This is a genomic window from Bradyrhizobium sp. 2TAF36 (assembly GCF_052114925.1).
GTDB lineage: Bacteria > Pseudomonadota > Alphaproteobacteria > Rhizobiales > Xanthobacteraceae > Bradyrhizobium > Bradyrhizobium barranii.
Window position 1 is genome coordinate 44,093 of record NZ_JBFRFR010000001.1, and the last position, 14,136, is coordinate 58,228.

Here is a 14,136-nt window from a genome sequence, read left to right on the forward strand (position 1 = left end):
CACTCAGAAACGTCCGCAGAGTCCAAGGGAAGGAATACGATATGGCACGTGTTGCACTGGTGACGGGTGGTACGCGGGGCATCGGAGCTGCGATCAGCAAGGCGCTGAAAGCGGCCGGCTACAAGGTCGCGGCGAGCTATGCCGGCAATGATGCGGCGGCGGAGAAGTTCAAGGCCGAGACCGGCATCGCCGTCTACAAATGGGACGTCAGCAATTTCGATGCCTGCGCCGAAGGCGTGAAGAAGGTCGAGGCCGAGCTCGGCCCCGTCGACGTGCTCGTCAACAACGCCGGCATCACCCGGGACACCGCCTTCCACAAGATGACGCTCGAGCAGTGGAACGCCGTGATCAACACCAATCTTGGGTCGCTGTTCAACATGACGCGCCAGGTCATCGAGGGCATGCGCGCGCGCAAGTTCGGCCGCGTCATCTCGATCTCGTCGATCAACGGCCAGAAGGGGCAATTCGGCCAGGTCAACTATTCCGCAGCAAAGGCCGGCGACATCGGCTTCACCAAGGCGCTCGCGATCGAGAACGCCAAGGGCGGCATTACCGTCAACGCGATCGCACCGGGCTACATCAACACCGAGATGGTGCAGGCGGTGCCGAAGGACGTGCTGGAAAAGAACGTGATCCCGCAGATCCCGGTCAATCGTCTCGGCGAACCCGAGGAGATCGCGCGCGCCGTGGTGTTCCTCGCCGCCGACGAGGCCGGCTTCATCACCGGCTCGACGCTGACCATCAATGGCGGCCAGTATCACGCCTGATAGGGCGTCAAGCCTGTAGATTCAGGCGCGACAAGGCGATAGTGAAGACGAAATGCCCGGCCTCGTGCCGGGCATCATCGTCCTCAGGGCCTTTCGATTGATGACCCCGCGCACAGCCACACTGATCGGATTGACCGCGATCCTGATGTGGTCGCTGCTTTCCGTGATGACGGTGGCGACCGGAAAGATTCCGGCGTTCCAGCTCGCCGCCATGACGTTCGCGATCGGCGGTCTCGTCGGCCTCCTCACCTGGGTCGGCCGCGGCGATGCAGCGAGGAGCTTGCGTCAGCCGCTGGTCGTATGGGTCGTCGGCGTCGGTGGCCTGTTCGGCTATCACGCACTGTATTTCCTGGCGCTGCGCTTTGCGCCGCCGGCCGAAGCCGGTCTCTTGAATTACATGTGGCCGCTCCTGATCGTGCTGTTCTCGTCGTTCCTGCCGGGCGAGCGGCTTGCCGTGCATCACATTATTGGTGCCGTGCTCGGCCTCGTCGGCACCGTGTTGCTGTTCGCCGGGAGCACCTCCGGCTTCGCGCCGGGCCAGCTGCCGGGATTGATCGCGGCGTTCATCGCGGCGTTCGTCTGGGCGACCTATTCGGTGCTGTCGCGGCGATTGAAGGCGGTGCCGACCGATGCGGTCGCGGGCTTCTGCCTTGCCACCGCCGCGCTTGCCGCGCTGATGCATGGTCTGCTTGAAACCACGGTGTGGCCGGAGACGACGCTGCAATGGCTCTCCGTGGCCGCGCTCGGCATCGGCCCCGTCGGCGCCGCGTTCTACGCCTGGGACATCGGCATGAAGCGCGGCGACATCCGCGTGCTCGGCGCCGCATCCTATGCGACGCCGCTGCTCTCGACCGGATTCCTCATCGCCGCCGGTTTTGCAAAAGCCAGCGCCAACATCGCCATCGCCGCGATCCTGATCGCCGGCGGCGGCCTGATCGCGGCGAAGGATATGGTGCTGCGGAAGCGGTGACCGTCGTTCTCGGGTTCGCCGCCATGCGGCGCCCCGGAATGACAGTGCGCCTTACGGCTCCCAGCCCTTCGGCGCGAGCTCGAATTTCGCGAACTCGAATGCGGGCGCCACGGTGCAGCCGACCAGCGTCCACTCTCCGATGCTCTCCGCCATCTGCCAGGCATTCGCCGGCACGATTCCCTGCGGCCGTTCGCCGCTCACAAGGTCCGCGCCGAGCCGCACCTCGTGTTGCGAGCAGCCTTCATGCGCGATGCGCAGCGTCAGCGGGCTGCCGGCGTAGTAGTGCCAGATCTCCACGGCGTCGATGCGATGCCAATGCGAACGTTCGCCGCGCGCGAGCAGGAAATAAATGAGGGTCGAGCGCGACCGGCCGTTGGTATCAGTGGTCTGGTCGCGAAACGTCTCGCGGTAGTGGCCGCCTTCGGGATGCGGGCGGAGTTCGAGGCGTGCGATGATCTCGGCTGCGGTCGGCATCGATCCCCGTCAGGATTTGCTCTTCAGGACTTGTTCTTGCGCTCGCGCAGTTCACCGAACACCGCGGCGGCGTCCGCGCCCTTCATGTGTAGCCTGGTTGCGACCGACGGTTCATCAGCACGCAGGAACACGTTTGCTCGCTTCTCGTCACCAAGCAGTGATGGAATGGTTGGCCTATTCTCGGCCCGCAGCTTCGCCACTTCCGCCGCGCGTGCCTGGAGCGCCACATTGTCGGGGTCGATGGTGAGCGCGAACTTGACGTTGGACGCGGTGTATTCGTGCCCGCAATAGAGCTTGAAGTCGTCAGGCAGCGCCCGCAGCTTCAGGAGCGAGTCCCACATCATCGGGTAGTCGCCTTCGAACACGCGGCCGCAGCCGATCGAGAACAGCGTGTCGGCCGCGAACAGCGTCTTCTCGTTGTCGAACACGTAGGAGATGTGGTCGAGCGTGTGGCCGGGCGTCTCCAGTACGCGCCCCAGCAAGCTGCCGACCTTGACGATGTCGGCATTGGCGACGCGCAGGTCGACGTTGGCGATCTCAGTCGTCTTGTCATGCGGCGCGACGACGCGGCAATTGTATTTCTGCTTGAGTTCGGCGACCCCGCCGACATGATCGCCATGATGATGAGTGATCAGGATGTCGGTGAGCTGCCAGCCCTCGCGCTCAAGCGCCTTCAGGATGGGGCCGGCCTCCGGCGCGTCGATCGACGCCGTCGCCTTGGTTTCCACATCGTGGATCAGATAACCGAAATTGTCGTTTAAACAGGTGAAAGTACGAATTTCGGCGGCCATGTCATCTCCATCGCGCTCAGCCCCGCAGACAAATATGGCGTTAACGTTGCGCAGGCAATGCAATATTCCGCGCGCGGGAGCCGCCTCGTGCATGTTACATTGCCGTCATGACCATTGATGTCGTCGACCTCCGCGAGTTCTACTCCCGTCGCCTCGGGATTGTGGCGCGGCAAATGATCAATCGCGGCATCAGGGAGCGCTGGCCGACCGCCGCGGGCCAGCGTGTGCTCGGCATCGGCTATCCCACCCCCTATCTCGGCCTGTTCCGCGAGGACGCGGAGCGCTGCATCGCTTTCATGCCGTCGGCGCAGGGCGTCTTGAAATGGCCGACGGGCCGGCCGGCGCTGGCCTCGCTGGTCGATGAATTCTCGCTGCCGCTTCCTGACGCCGCGGTCGACCGGATCCTGCTGATTCATGCGCTGGAGATGTCGGACGATCCGGCCGCGCTCTTGCGCGAGGTATGGCGGGTGCTGTCGCCCTCCGGCCGCGTGATCGCGGTGATCCCGAACCGGCGCGGGGTATGGACCCGCACCGACAGCACGCCGTTCGGTCACGGCCGGCCCTATTCGCGCTCGCAGATCACCGACCTGTTGCGCCAGACCTGGTTCACGCCGACCGCCTGGGGCGAGGCGCTGTTCATGCCGCCCTATGCCGGCGGCTGGGTGCTGAAATCGGCGCAGGTGTGGGAGCGTGCGGGCGCGGCGCTGTCGTTGCCCTTTGCCGGCGTGCACATTGTCGAGGCGACCAAACAGGTCTATCGCGCGATCCCCGCCAAGCGCGAGCGCGCGCGGCTGATTCCCTCGTTGAAGCCGGTGCTGGTGCCGTCCTCGACGGTGACGCGCACCTGAAAACAAATCGTCCCGGCGCGAGGCCGGGACGATGCAGATCAGAATATCGGAAGAAGCTTACTCGCCGGAGGCGACTTCGTCGCTGGAGCCGGCCGGAGCCGCCTCGCGCTCGGGGCGCGGACCGTGCGGCCGGCGGCGCCGCCGCGGAAAGCGTTCGCCGCCACCGCCGCCTTCCAGGCCACCCTGACCGCCATTCGCGGCACTATTCACTTGCGGCTGTGCGCCGGTGATGAAGGAGGGAAGGCGATCGACGCTGCCGGTGTCGGCAACGACGGGCTGCGGCTGGTTCAGCGGCAGCGGCTGCGGCTGATATGGCGGCTGCGCACGATGGTCGCGTTCGCGATGTTCGCGGGGCTGCTGGTTGTCGCGCTGATAGGGCTGCTGGCCGTCACGCGGCTGATGATCACGCTGGCCGTCGCGGTCGCGCATGAAGGGCTGTTGCTGCTGCGGCGGCTGCGGGACGAAGCCCGGCTCCTGGCCGAAATTCGAGAAATTCTCGCCGTCGTCCTCGCTGTCGTCGCCGCTGTTGCTGACGGGCTCGTCGCCGCGCGGCTGCTGGTTCTGGCGGAACTGTTCCTGGGCCGCCGCGATCAGGCGGAAATAATGCTCGGCGTGCTGGTAGTAGTTCTCGGCGGCGACCGGGTCGCCGGAAGAGCGCGCATCGCGCGCGAGCTGAAGATATTTTTCGGCGATGTGCGAAGCCGTGCCGCGGATCTTGATGTCGGGTCCGTTCGATTCGTAAACCCGGGTCATCGGGTTCTGGCCGCGCCGGTTGTTGTTGTTGTTATTATTATTGTTATTGCGGTTGCGCATCCGCTGCTTGTTCTGACCGTTTCTCATGTCCTGCCTTTAATTCCAGCCCTAAAGGTTGCACGCATTACTGATTGCTCGGAGTGACCTGATGACAGCGGTTCACATCTCTCATGCGCACCGCGCGCAAGAGCGGCTTGAACCCTGCCGATGTCCGTCGACCGTCGCGTTCAACAAAGACGCGTTCCCCACCCGCCAGCATCCATTGCCAGCGAACCCATTCATATCGCCTGCCGAAACAAGCCCAGCTTTGTTGCGTAAGTCTTCAAGCGCAATATCAGGCTTTCGTTCACTTTGCGGTCGGAGAGCAGCGCAGCTCCAATGGCCATCGCGCTCAACAGGACCTGCGGCTTGGAACCTTTAAATCAGTAAAGCTCTCGCCCGAGAGCCCGGCTTTTGCCCGTAGGTCTACGGGGCCGGCACCGATGTGTTGACCGGAACGTAGTCGTTCCCAAGGGATATTCCAAGAGGTTTTTTGCAACCCAATCCGGCTTTTATGGGGGCATTTTTCGGGCCGAAACCGCCCGCGGGATGCCCGCCAAATCGGCCTTGGGCGGCCTGTCCACAGACAACGCGGCGGCCGTCATCAAGGTTTCAATATCGCGGGCCTGCCCTTGCCCCGCCTCGACGATCAACGCCCCGCCGGGGGCGAGCCGCTCGGCCGCCTGCGGGATCAGGGCGCGGTAGGCGTCATAGCCGTCATTGCCGCCGTCGAGCGCCAGATGCGGATCGTGCTCGCGCACGTCGAGGCTCAGTTTCGGAATTTCCCCTGAGGGAATATAGGGCGGATTCGACACGATGAGATCGAACGGGCCGCGCAGCGCCGCCGCATAGGAGCAGGCGACGAAGCCGGAACGGTCGGCGAGGCCCAGTGCTGCGGCATTGCTCCGCGCGGTGTCGAGCGCGGAGAGGCTGAGATCGGTTCCGACACCGAAGGCATCGGGAATTTCGTGCAGCAGCGCGAGCAGGATCGCGCCGGATCCGGTGCCGATATCTGCGATTCGCGGGCGCGGCCCCGATATCGTGGCCTCCCGAAAGATCTCCAGTGCCAGTTCGACCACGGTCTCGGTGTCCGGCCGCGGCACCAGCGTCGCTTCGGACAGTTGGAACGGCAGGCCCCAGAATTCGCGCGCGCCGAGAATGCGGGCGACCGGCTCATGCGCGAGACGGCGCTGCGCATAGGCTTCGAGCCGCGCGGCCTCTTCGGGCGTGAGCTGGCGCGCCGCCTGCGTGACGATGCCGGTCAAATCAAGCCTCAGCGCGGCTCCGACGAGCAGGCGCGCGTCGAGGGCGGGCTCTTCGATGCCGGCCGATTGCAGCCGCGCCGCAAGCGCGCGCCGCGCACTCTCGATGCTGTGTCCGGAATCGAAACCTGTCGCCAATGGAGCCATCCTGCCTGGTGTCGTGGATAGATCGGCGGCATTGCTTGCGTCAACGGAAAGGAGCGCGTCTGATCGCACCTCGCACCTCGCAGCGAGCGAGGGGTTCATGACGGCTTACGACGATCAGAACGTCTTCGCAAAGATCCTGCGCGGCGAGATTCCCTGCTTCGAGGTTTTCAGGGACGACCGCAGCCTCGCCTTCCTCGACATCATGCCGCGCTCGCCTGGACACACGCTGGTCATTCCCCGGGCGCCGGCGCGTGGCATCCTCGACATCGCGGATGACGATCTCGCCGCGGTCGCCCGAACCGGCAAGCGCATCGCGATTGCGGCGATGAAGGCGTTCGACGCCGAGGGTATCATCCTGCAGCAGTTCAGCGAACCGGCGAGCGGGCAGGTGGTCTTCCACCTGCACATGCACGTCATGCCGGTCAGGGCCGGAATCGAGCTGCTGCCGGCGCAGACGCGCAAGGAAGACATGGCCGTGCTCGCCGATCACGCGAAGCGGATGATTGCGGCACTTGGCAGTTGATCGAGATAGCGCTGCAGCAAGACCGTAGGACGGGTAGAGCTGTTGCGAAATCCATCATCGAGACAATCTCGAAATCGACTGGCGCAGCTTCGCTCCACCGAAACTGCGAGCCAGCGATCTTTCATCGAACCTTCATCAGTTCCTGTTCAGCGGGCGGGGTCGAAGGGGAGAGCCAATCGGACATTCGAGCGCGGCACGATCCCAGCGTCCGACATCAGCTGYCGCCTGATAGGTGGTTTGCAGAAACGCCATGAGCGCGGCCTCTGGCTCGCTGGATTTTCGCACAAGGTCGTAGGGCAGGAGATATTCGCCGAGCTTCCGATCGAAGTATGCGCCCGCCGGCATGACCTGTCCGTCAGCAAAGCCATTCGGGGTGGGGTAGGCATAGGAGTAGAAGGCCGCAAAGTCTGTACCACCTCCGCCCGGCCAAAAGCCGGCGGACGAGACCTCATCGCTATAGGCCTCGCGTGTCACGACGTCCGGCAAACCCGGGACGCCACCCGGGTGAAGCGGAGCGGAACGCCCAGAGAAGCGCGTCACCGCGAGATCGAAGCTGCCCCAGAAGAGATGGACCGGACTGACTTTCCCGATGAACCCCGTCCGAAACCGATAAAATACTCCGCTGATCGCGACGAGGGCGCGGAAGAACCGCGTCACGGCGTCTGCGTCATAGGGCCTGATTTGGCGGTCCTCCGTGAATGGGATCGGATCTGGAACCTCACTGGGCCGACCGTCAAATTCTGGTGTTCCGCCGAGATGTCCTACCAAATCACAGAACCGGGCGTGAAATTCGGCGACGGACATTCGCCCGAGCGGCATTTCCGCCCTGCACCCATCAGCTGCTTCTCCGATCAGGACGTGACGGGAGAGATCGAAGACGATCTCGATACCTGATGCGTCTGGAATCAGCGAAGTCGTGAGCCCGCGTGCATTCACGTAGAAGGTCGCGTGCCAGGAATGGTTGACCCATGGCGTTCTCGCGAGCCGATACTTGCCGACAATCTGGCAATACAGATGAAGCGCGGAACAGGTTTCGCGCCATGCCTCGAAGGGAATCTCCGGCCAGATCGCGCTCATAGCGTCTCCTCCCTCAGGTTCGGTTCGGCTTGGCAAGGCCTCACCTCGGCTAAAGGCGACCCTGTGTCCGCTTTGGGCCCAAGGCGACATTCCGGGGGCGAGGCCGCATGCTGCGCCCTCGAAAGCAGATATCCCGGAGTTTAGGGGGACTCGACCTAGACGCCAAGGTATCGCTGCAGCAGCTCCGGCTGGGCCTTGAGCTCCTGCGCCGCCCCCTCGTGCACGATGTGGCCGTTGTTCATGATGTAGATCCGTGTCGCCAGCGCCAGCGTTGCTGCCAGATTCTGCTCGACCAGCACGATGGTCTGGCCGGCGGCCGCGAGCTCGCGGCAGGCCTTGACGAGATCGTGGACGATGACGGGCGCGAGCCCCTCGAACGGCTCGTCCAGCAGCACGATCTTGGGATCGCGCACCAGCGCCCGGGCGATCGCGAGCATCTGCTGTTCGCCGCCGGAGAGCTCGGTGCCGCGGTTGTTGCGCCGCTCCTTCAGCCGCGGAAACATCTCGTAGATGCGCTCGAGCGGCCAGCGCTTCGGTGCGGTGATCCCAGCGAGGACGATGTTCTCCTCCACCGACAAGCTGCCGAAGATCCGGCGCTCCTCGTGCACGAGCTGCATGCCGGCCTGCGCGATTCTGTGGCTCTTGCGTCCGGCGATATCGATGCCGTCGAACTTCACGCTGCCGCTGCGGGGCGTTACGACGCCCATCAGGCTCTTGAGCGTCGTGCTCTTGCCGGCGCCGTTCCGCCCGAGCAGCGCCACCACCTCGTGCCGTTCGACGCGCATGGCGACGTCGAACAGGATGTGGGAGTCGCCGTAGTAGCTATTCAGGCCGTTGACCTCGATCAGGCTCATGCGGCGATCTCTCCGTGAACGCCGCCGAGATAGGCTTCCTGCACCGCGGCGTTGGTCCTGATTTCCTCCGGTGTGCCGTCCAGCAGCACCTTGCCCTCCTGGAGCACCGTTACGCGCTCGACCAGCTCGAACAGCGAGTCCATGTCGTGGTCGATGATGATCATGGTGCGTCCGCGCGCGATCGATTTGAGCAGCTTGACGGTCTCGACCCGCTCGCGCGGGCTCATGCCCGCGAGCGGCTCGTCGAGCAGCAGCAGGCGCGGCGAGGTGGCGAGCGCAAGCCCGATCTCCAGCCGGCGCTTCTCGCCATAGGCGAGCTCGGATACCGGCGTGTCGGCGCGGCGGGTCAAATTGACCAGGGCAAGCGTGTGCGCCACCTGCTCCGTCAGGCCCTTGACGTCCGAGAGCTTGCGGAACAGGTCGAGCCGGAACTTGCCGCGCAGCTCGGCGAGCGCCGCGATCGTCAGGTTCTGTCGCACCGTCAGGCCCGTGAAGAGCTGGTTGACCTGGTAGCTCTTGGTGAGTCCGAGCTGGCAGACCTCGGTGACCTTCAATCCCGTGATGTCGCGGCCCTCGAACACGATCTGGCCGGAGGTCGGCGCGATCTCGCAGGTCAGCATCTTGAAGAAGGTCGATTTGCCGGCGCCGTTGGGGCCGATGATGCCGCGCAGCTCGCCCTGATTGACGCTGAAATCGATGTCGCTGTTGGCGACGAGACCGCCATAGCGCTTGGTCAGGCCGGTGGCTTTCAGGATCGGCCCGGAATAGGCGGGGTGCGCGACCTCCCTGGCCTGCATCGGCGCAGGCGGAGCTTGCTGCGGCGTCTCGATCTCAGCCTCCTCCTCCGTCTCCGCAGCCCTTCGCGCTCGCTTGCCGGACACAAGGCCGTAGAGATCGACGAGGCCGCCCACAATGCCGCCGCGCAGGAAGCAGACCAGCACCACGAACACGACGCCCAGCACGAGCTTCCAGGCCGCTCCGAGGCCCAGCGCGGACTGAAGGAAATCCTGAAGGAAGAGCCAGACTGTAGCGCCGACCAGCGGTCCAAACAACGTACCCCTGCCGCCGATGGCAGTCTGCATCACGAGCTGGCCCGAGGTGTCGAAGGTGAAGGCGTCGGGCGGCATGAAGGCCTGCAATACGCCGAGCAGGCCGCCGGCGAAGCCCGCATAGGCCGCAGCGATCACGAAGGCGGTCAACTTGTAGCCGTGGATATTGTGGCCGACGGCGGTGGCGCGCAGCGGATTGTCCCGGATCGCGCTGAAGATGGCGCCGACAGGCGAGCGGACGATCCTGAGCGCGATGATGACGCCGACGAAGTAGCACAGCGCGATGAACTGATAGAGCGACCAGCCATTGGTGAAGTGGATGGTGGTGAAGCCGAGATTGAAGCTCGGCGTCGGTACGCCCGGCAGGCCGTTCTCGCCTCCGGTGAAATCCGAGAGCGGATTGAACTCGACGAAGAAGAACACCTCCGCGATCGCCACGGTGATCATGGCGAAATAGATGCCGGTGCGGCGCAGCGCGATCAGGCCGATCAAATAGCCGGTCGCCGCCGCCGCGATCATGCCGATGATCAGTGCGCCCAGCACGTTGCCGAAACCCGCGCGGGTCAGGAGGTAGGCCGCGACAAAGCCGCCGGTGCCGTAGAAGGCGGACTGGCCGAACGACAGCAGGCCGGTGAATCCGAACAGGATGTCGAAGCCGAGCCCGAACAGGCCCCAGACCAGGATCCGGTTCACGGTGTTCGGGGCGAAGCCGAGATGTGGCAGCACGAACGGGGCTGCGATCAAACCGATCGCGGTCAGGGTCTCGATCAGGAACGGGCGTTGCTTGAGCATCAGGAAATCGCTTACTCGCGGCCCTGGACGCCGAGCAGGCCATGCGGTCGCACCACGAGCACGAGCGTCATCGCCGCAAACAGCATCACATAGGCGTAGCCGGGGTTGAACATGGAGGTGACGCTGATGATCTCGCCGGCGATCAGGCCGCCGAGGATCGCGCCCGGAAACGAGCCGACGCCGCCGATCACCACCACCACGAAGGTCTGGACCAGGATGTCGTCACCGATGCCCGGTGTCAGCGACACCACCGGCGCATTGACGATGCCGGCAAATCCGGCGGCCATTGCGCCGATGCCGAACACGACCATGAAGACGCGGTAGACGTTGATGCCGAGCGAATCGACCATCACCGAATCCTCGATGCCGGCGCGCACGATCATGCCGAGCCGGGTCCGGTAGAGCACGATGAACAGTGCGCCGAGGGCGACCGCGACGATGCCGACGACGGCGAGGCGGTAGGTCGGATAGAACATGAACCCGAGATTGGTGATGCCCTGGAACAGGGCCGGCGGCGGCACCAGCTGCGACTGGCTCGAGAAGATCAGGCGCACCAGCTCGACGAAACAGATGCCGAGCCCGAAGGTCACGAGCAGCTGATCCTCGTGCGGGCGATGATAGAAATGGCGGATGATGACGCGTTCCATCGCGACGCCGAGCAGCATCACGAACAGCGAGCCCGCGATGACGGCGATGATGAAGGACTCCGTGTACTGGTAGGCGACGAAGCCGGCATAGCCGCCGATCATGAACATCGCGCCATGCGCGAGGTTGAGCACGCCGAGCGTGCCGTAGATGATGGTCAGGCCGGAGCTGATCAGCGCGAGCAGGGCGCCGAGCGCGAGCCCGTTGAAAAGCTGCGAAACGAGGTTGGGCCAACTGATCATGCGACAATCGCCGTTGTGACGCGCCATGGTGCGCGTCAGAAAAAGGTGACGCCGCAGGACCAGAGTGAGCCCGCGGCGTCACAGGGGTTAGCGCGGGCTCAGCTGTAATCGCCGGGATGGCAGCCGAACGCGTCCGGCTTCTGCATCAGCCCCTCACCTGGGACGATCTCGACAACGTCGTACCAGTCTTCCTTGTTCTTCATGTCCTTCTGCTGCTTGCCCTTCACGATGATCACCGGGCGGACGCATTGGTGATCCTCGGGGCGGTAATGTACGTCGCCGACCAGGGAGGGGATCGTCTCGCCCTTCTCGTAGGCCTTGATCACGTCGGGCGGATTGAAGCTGCCGRCCTGCTCGCACATGTGGGCCCAGTGCGCGAAGCTGACATAGGCGTTCTCGGCGCCCCATTCGGGCTTGTAGCCGTACTTCTTCTCGAAGGCCTCGTTGAACATCTTGGCGAGCGGGAACTTGTCCTCGATCGTCCACCAATAGTCGGTGGCGGCATAGACGCCCTGCATCAGGCCGCCGGTCTCGCGCGCGATGAAGGGCACCTGGTAGGGAACGACCAGCTTCATCTTGTCGAGCACGCCGAACTGCTTGGCCTGCTGGGTCGACAGCACCGCGTCGTGGCCCCAGTTGACGTTGATGAGCACGTCGGCGCCGGAATTCGCGACGTTCAGCAGATACGAGGAGTAGTCGGGCGCGCCGAGCGGCGCGACCTGGTTGGTCACCGTCGTCCAGCCTGCAGTTGCGAGGAAGTCCTGCATCGACTTGGTGACGGTGTGGCCGTAGGTGTAATCGGGCGTCAGGTAGGCGGCCTTTTTGTTCTTGCCGAACTCCCTCACCATCACCGGGCCGATCGCCGCGGCGGCGGTCTGGCCGAAGAAGTTCTGGCGGAAGCCGTAGCGAACGCAGTCCTTGCCGGTGGTGTCGTTCGAGCCGGAAATGCCGCACACGAACAGCACGTGTTCGCGCTGCGCGAGCTTGTTGAGTGCGACCGCGACGGCGCTCGRCGTGCCGCCGGTGATCATGATCGCCTTGTTCTCGCTGATGAAGCGCTGCTGCGCCTGCACCGCCTCGTTCGGCTTGGCCGCGGAATCCGCGACGCCGAACTTCAGCTCCTTGCCGAGCACGCCCTTGCCGGTCTTCGGCGAGATCCTCTTGATCAGGTCATGGCCGCTGTTGATGTGCTCGATCGCGAGCTGGTAGCCCTTGAGCTCGTCCTCGCCCTGCACGGCGTAGGTGCCGGTGCGCGGGACCGAGATTCCGATGAAGGCGGTGGAACCCGAAACGCCGGCGGGATACGAGCCGATCGCCGGCTTGTCCTCGGCAAAGGCCGGCATCGCGGGCAGCATCGAGCCGCCGATGAGGCTCGCTGTGGTCTGGAGCAGGCCACGGCGCGAGAGGCCGCGGCGGATGAGATCGTCAGTCATGGTCGTTTCCTCCGAACATCGTTCTTGTTTGCATGCGCAAGCACGACCTGTCCGGCGCCAGCCGACCTCGCTGGCCTGCTGCGCCGGGCACGTCACATCCGCGTGTAGCTCTTGGCCCTAAGCATTGCTTGTGAAGCCCTTCTGTCAATTTCGTCTTTGGTCGAACGACGAGAATTATCACGTGAAAACATATCGGATCACGATATATATTAGTCTTTGTGAGTACGAGGCTGGCGGGTTCGGCGAGAGAAATGGCGCGGCAGACGACAGTGGCGGGTGCCCGGAAGCGACGATCCTGGCCGCGGGAGGCGGAGCGGCCGGAGGCTGCGTGGCCGGCGGGGGAGGGCAGCGACCAGCGTGCGGCGCCGCAGTCGGGCGATGCCTCCCGCGTGTCCGAGCCGCGCAGCCGGCCAGCCGGCCGGCGCGGACCCGTCGTCGGCCCCGTCCTGGCCAAGGTCCAGGCCAAGCGCGCGCCCGGCCCGATGCAGAAGCTGAGCGTGCGCGCGCAGAATGTTCTGAAGGAGCTTGCGGTGGAGCTCACCGGCGAACAGCCGCCGAAGGGGAATTGGTTGCCGTCGCGCGAGTTGCTGCTCGCGCTGACGGCCGAGCGCCTTGCGACCGCGCGCAACTGCGGACCTCACACGATGCGGGAGATCGTGGATTGGGCCCAGGGCTGCGGCGTGACCATCAAGCCGGTGATCCCGCCCGGCGGCTCGCTGTCGCAGATGTGGGCGGAGTTGATTGCCAATGCGTCGGCAGGCAGCCTGACCAGCGCCGAGATCGCCAGTGCGCTGCAGCGCTCGATCAGGCGGAAGAGCGTTCGCATCCCGATCGCGTTTCAGGTCATCCTGGTGAAGATCCTGCTCTCCAGTTTCGAATAGGCCCCGATATTTGTGCATCCGCGGCGCCGCTCGGTTGGTTCCGCCGGTCCTTCCTTGCTAGTCTCGGCAGTGGCCGCCCGCTTCACCGGCGGGCTCGACGTCGCAGGCAGGAATGACTCAATCGAAGCGGAAGACGACGCGCCCCTCCTCCGCGGCGCCCTCAAAGGGCGGCGCGATGCGCGAGGCCGACTATGCGGCGCTTGCACAGTTCCGCTATCAGCTTCGGACCTTCCTGGCATTCAGCGAAGCCGCGGCCCAGAGCGCCGGGTTGACGCCGCAGCAGCATCAGGCGCTGCTGGCGATCAAGGGGCTGGCCACCCCCGACGGCGCAAGCGTCGGCGACATCGCGCGCTTCCTCCTGATCCGGCACCATACCGCGGTAGAGCTGGTGGATCGCATGGCGAAGCTGAAGCTGATCGGACGGGAAGCCGATCCGCAGGACGCAAGACGCGTCCTGGTCAGGCTGACGGCCAAGGGCGAGCAGAAGCTGCGATCGCTCTCGCGCATTCACCTGGACGAGCTGAGTGCCGCCGCACCCGCCCTGGCCAGGATCCTGCGATCGTTCCGGGCCAAAGCGCGCTGAGGCGGG

General features: G+C 64.7%; 15 protein-coding genes. 6 read left to right on the forward strand and 9 right to left on the reverse strand.

All coding sequences use genetic code 11. From position 1 onward, the window contains the following. The first annotated feature begins 41 nt into the window (after positions 1 to 41). Entirely contained in the window at positions 42 to 767 is a 726-nt protein-coding gene (gene phbB, locus AB4Z51_RS00200; protein ID WP_028149509.1) for an acetoacetyl-CoA reductase, read from the forward strand. A 100-nt stretch (positions 768 to 867) separates the two neighbouring features. Then, positions 868 to 1,737 (forward strand): aromatic amino acid exporter YddG, encoded by an 870-nt coding sequence (yddG, locus tag AB4Z51_RS00205; protein ID WP_354131693.1) that lies wholly within the window; start codon positions 868 to 870, stop codon positions 1,735 to 1,737. Positions 1,738 to 1,788: 51 nt separating this feature from the next. Here the strand turns inward: yddG and AB4Z51_RS00210 are convergent, their stop codons facing one another. Both AB4Z51_RS00210 and gloB read right to left on the reverse strand, forming a co-directional pair. After that, a complete protein-coding gene (locus AB4Z51_RS00210) occupies positions 1,789 to 2,211 on the reverse strand; it encodes a cupin domain-containing protein (RefSeq protein ID WP_441496769.1) in 423 nt (140 codons plus the stop codon). Between the two features lie 23 nt (positions 2,212 to 2,234). Then, the gene (gene gloB, locus AB4Z51_RS00215; protein WP_063980560.1) at positions 2,235 to 3,002 is read right to left on the reverse strand and encodes a hydroxyacylglutathione hydrolase; all 768 of its coding nucleotides are present in this window, start codon (positions 3,000 to 3,002) and stop codon (positions 2,235 to 2,237) included. Positions 3,003 to 3,109: 107 nt separating this feature from the next. On the opposite strand from gloB, the gene AB4Z51_RS00220 reads away from it, so the two are divergent. Further along, positions 3,110 to 3,850, forward strand: a complete 741-nt coding sequence (locus tag AB4Z51_RS00220) for a class I SAM-dependent methyltransferase (RefSeq protein WP_014490441.1) — start codon at positions 3,110 to 3,112, stop codon at positions 3,848 to 3,850. A gap of 57 nt (positions 3,851 to 3,907) precedes the next feature. Here AB4Z51_RS00220 and AB4Z51_RS00225 read toward each other — a convergent pair whose 3' ends face one another. Beyond that, entirely contained in the window at positions 3,908 to 4,690 is a 783-nt protein-coding gene (locus tag AB4Z51_RS00225; protein ID WP_441496770.1) for a DUF4167 domain-containing protein, read from the reverse strand. 464 nt (positions 4,691 to 5,154) lie between these two features. Beyond that, positions 5,155 to 6,051 carry a peptide chain release factor N(5)-glutamine methyltransferase gene (prmC, locus tag AB4Z51_RS00230; protein ID WP_354246769.1) on the reverse strand — a complete coding sequence of 299 codons (897 nt, stop codon included), beginning with the start codon at positions 6,049 to 6,051 and terminating at the stop codon, positions 5,155 to 5,157. Positions 6,052 to 6,148: 97 nt separating this feature from the next. Between prmC and AB4Z51_RS00235 the strand changes: the two genes are divergently transcribed. Further along, complete coding sequence (locus AB4Z51_RS00235; RefSeq protein ID WP_166346284.1) at positions 6,149 to 6,574, forward strand: HIT family protein; 426 nt, start codon at positions 6,149 to 6,151, stop codon at positions 6,572 to 6,574. Between the two features lie 135 nt (positions 6,575 to 6,709). Here the strand turns inward: AB4Z51_RS00235 and AB4Z51_RS00240 are convergent, their stop codons facing one another. From AB4Z51_RS00240 to AB4Z51_RS00260, 5 genes are all read right to left on the reverse strand, one after another. Then, positions 6,710 to 7,651, reverse strand: coding sequence for a DUF5996 family protein (locus AB4Z51_RS00240; protein WP_441496771.1), 942 nt, complete (start codon positions 7,649 to 7,651; stop codon positions 6,710 to 6,712). Between the two features lie 155 nt (positions 7,652 to 7,806). Further along, on the reverse strand, positions 7,807 to 8,505 hold the full coding sequence (locus AB4Z51_RS00245; protein ID WP_441496772.1) for an ABC transporter ATP-binding protein: 699 nt from the start codon (positions 8,503 to 8,505) through the stop codon (positions 7,807 to 7,809). Next, on the reverse strand, positions 8,502 to 10,346 hold the full coding sequence (locus AB4Z51_RS00250; RefSeq protein WP_441496773.1) for a branched-chain amino acid ABC transporter ATP-binding protein/permease: 1,845 nt from the start codon (positions 10,344 to 10,346) through the stop codon (positions 8,502 to 8,504). Before AB4Z51_RS00250 ends, AB4Z51_RS00245 begins: the two co-directional genes overlap by 4 nt. 11 nt (positions 10,347 to 10,357) lie before the next feature. Beyond that, entirely contained in the window at positions 10,358 to 11,233 is an 876-nt protein-coding gene (locus AB4Z51_RS00255; protein WP_014490434.1) for a branched-chain amino acid ABC transporter permease, read from the reverse strand. Between the two features lie 98 nt (positions 11,234 to 11,331). Further along, positions 11,332 to 12,666, reverse strand: a complete 1,335-nt coding sequence (locus AB4Z51_RS00260) for a substrate-binding protein (RefSeq protein WP_441496774.1) — start codon at positions 12,664 to 12,666, stop codon at positions 11,332 to 11,334. 251 nt (positions 12,667 to 12,917) lie between these two features. Between AB4Z51_RS00260 and AB4Z51_RS00265 the strand changes: the two genes are divergently transcribed. After that, positions 12,918 to 13,547, forward strand: a complete 630-nt coding sequence (locus AB4Z51_RS00265) for a hypothetical protein (RefSeq protein WP_441496775.1) — start codon at positions 12,918 to 12,920, stop codon at positions 13,545 to 13,547. A gap of 112 nt (positions 13,548 to 13,659) precedes the next feature. Next, positions 13,660 to 14,130 (forward strand): MarR family winged helix-turn-helix transcriptional regulator, encoded by a 471-nt coding sequence (locus tag AB4Z51_RS00270; RefSeq protein WP_441496776.1) that lies wholly within the window; start codon positions 13,660 to 13,662, stop codon positions 14,128 to 14,130. Positions 14,131 to 14,136 lie beyond the last annotated feature (6 nt).

What these genes read in the sequence shown, in the direction of transcription:
- AB4Z51_RS00265 (WP_441496775.1), top strand. Translation starts at nt 12,918, where the DNA reads ATGGCGCGGCAGACGACAGTGGCGGGTGCCCGGAAGCGACGATCCTGG.
- gloB (WP_063980560.1), bottom strand. Translation starts at nt 3,002, where the DNA reads ATGGCCGCCGAAATTCGTACTTTCACCTGTTTAAACGACAATTTCGGT.
- phbB (WP_028149509.1), top strand. Translation starts at nt 42, where the DNA reads ATGGCACGTGTTGCACTGGTGACGGGTGGTACGCGGGGCATCGGAGCT.
- AB4Z51_RS00210 (WP_441496769.1), bottom strand. Translation starts at nt 2,211, where the DNA reads ATGCCGACCGCAGCCGAGATCATCGCACGCCTCGAACTCCGCCCGCAT.
- yddG (WP_354131693.1), top strand. Translation starts at nt 868, where the DNA reads ATGACCCCGCGCACAGCCACACTGATCGGATTGACCGCGATCCTGATG.
- AB4Z51_RS00250 (WP_441496773.1), bottom strand. Translation starts at nt 10,346, where the DNA reads ATGCTCAAGCAACGCCCGTTCCTGATCGAGACCCTGACCGCGATCGGT.
- AB4Z51_RS00270 (WP_441496776.1), top strand. Translation starts at nt 13,660, where the DNA reads ATGACTCAATCGAAGCGGAAGACGACGCGCCCCTCCTCCGCGGCGCCC.
- AB4Z51_RS00235 (WP_166346284.1), top strand. Translation starts at nt 6,149, where the DNA reads ATGACGGCTTACGACGATCAGAACGTCTTCGCAAAGATCCTGCGCGGC.
- AB4Z51_RS00245 (WP_441496772.1), bottom strand. Translation starts at nt 8,505, where the DNA reads ATGAGCCTGATCGAGGTCAACGGCCTGAATAGCTACTACGGCGACTCC.
- AB4Z51_RS00225 (WP_441496770.1), bottom strand. Translation starts at nt 4,690, where the DNA reads ATGAGAAACGGTCAGAACAAGCAGCGGATGCGCAACCGCAATAACAAT.
- AB4Z51_RS00255 (WP_014490434.1), bottom strand. Translation starts at nt 11,233, where the DNA reads ATGATCAGTTGGCCCAACCTCGTTTCGCAGCTTTTCAACGGGCTCGCG.
- AB4Z51_RS00220 (WP_014490441.1), top strand. Translation starts at nt 3,110, where the DNA reads ATGACCATTGATGTCGTCGACCTCCGCGAGTTCTACTCCCGTCGCCTC.
- prmC (WP_354246769.1), bottom strand. Translation starts at nt 6,051, where the DNA reads ATGGCTCCATTGGCGACAGGTTTCGATTCCGGACACAGCATCGAGAGT.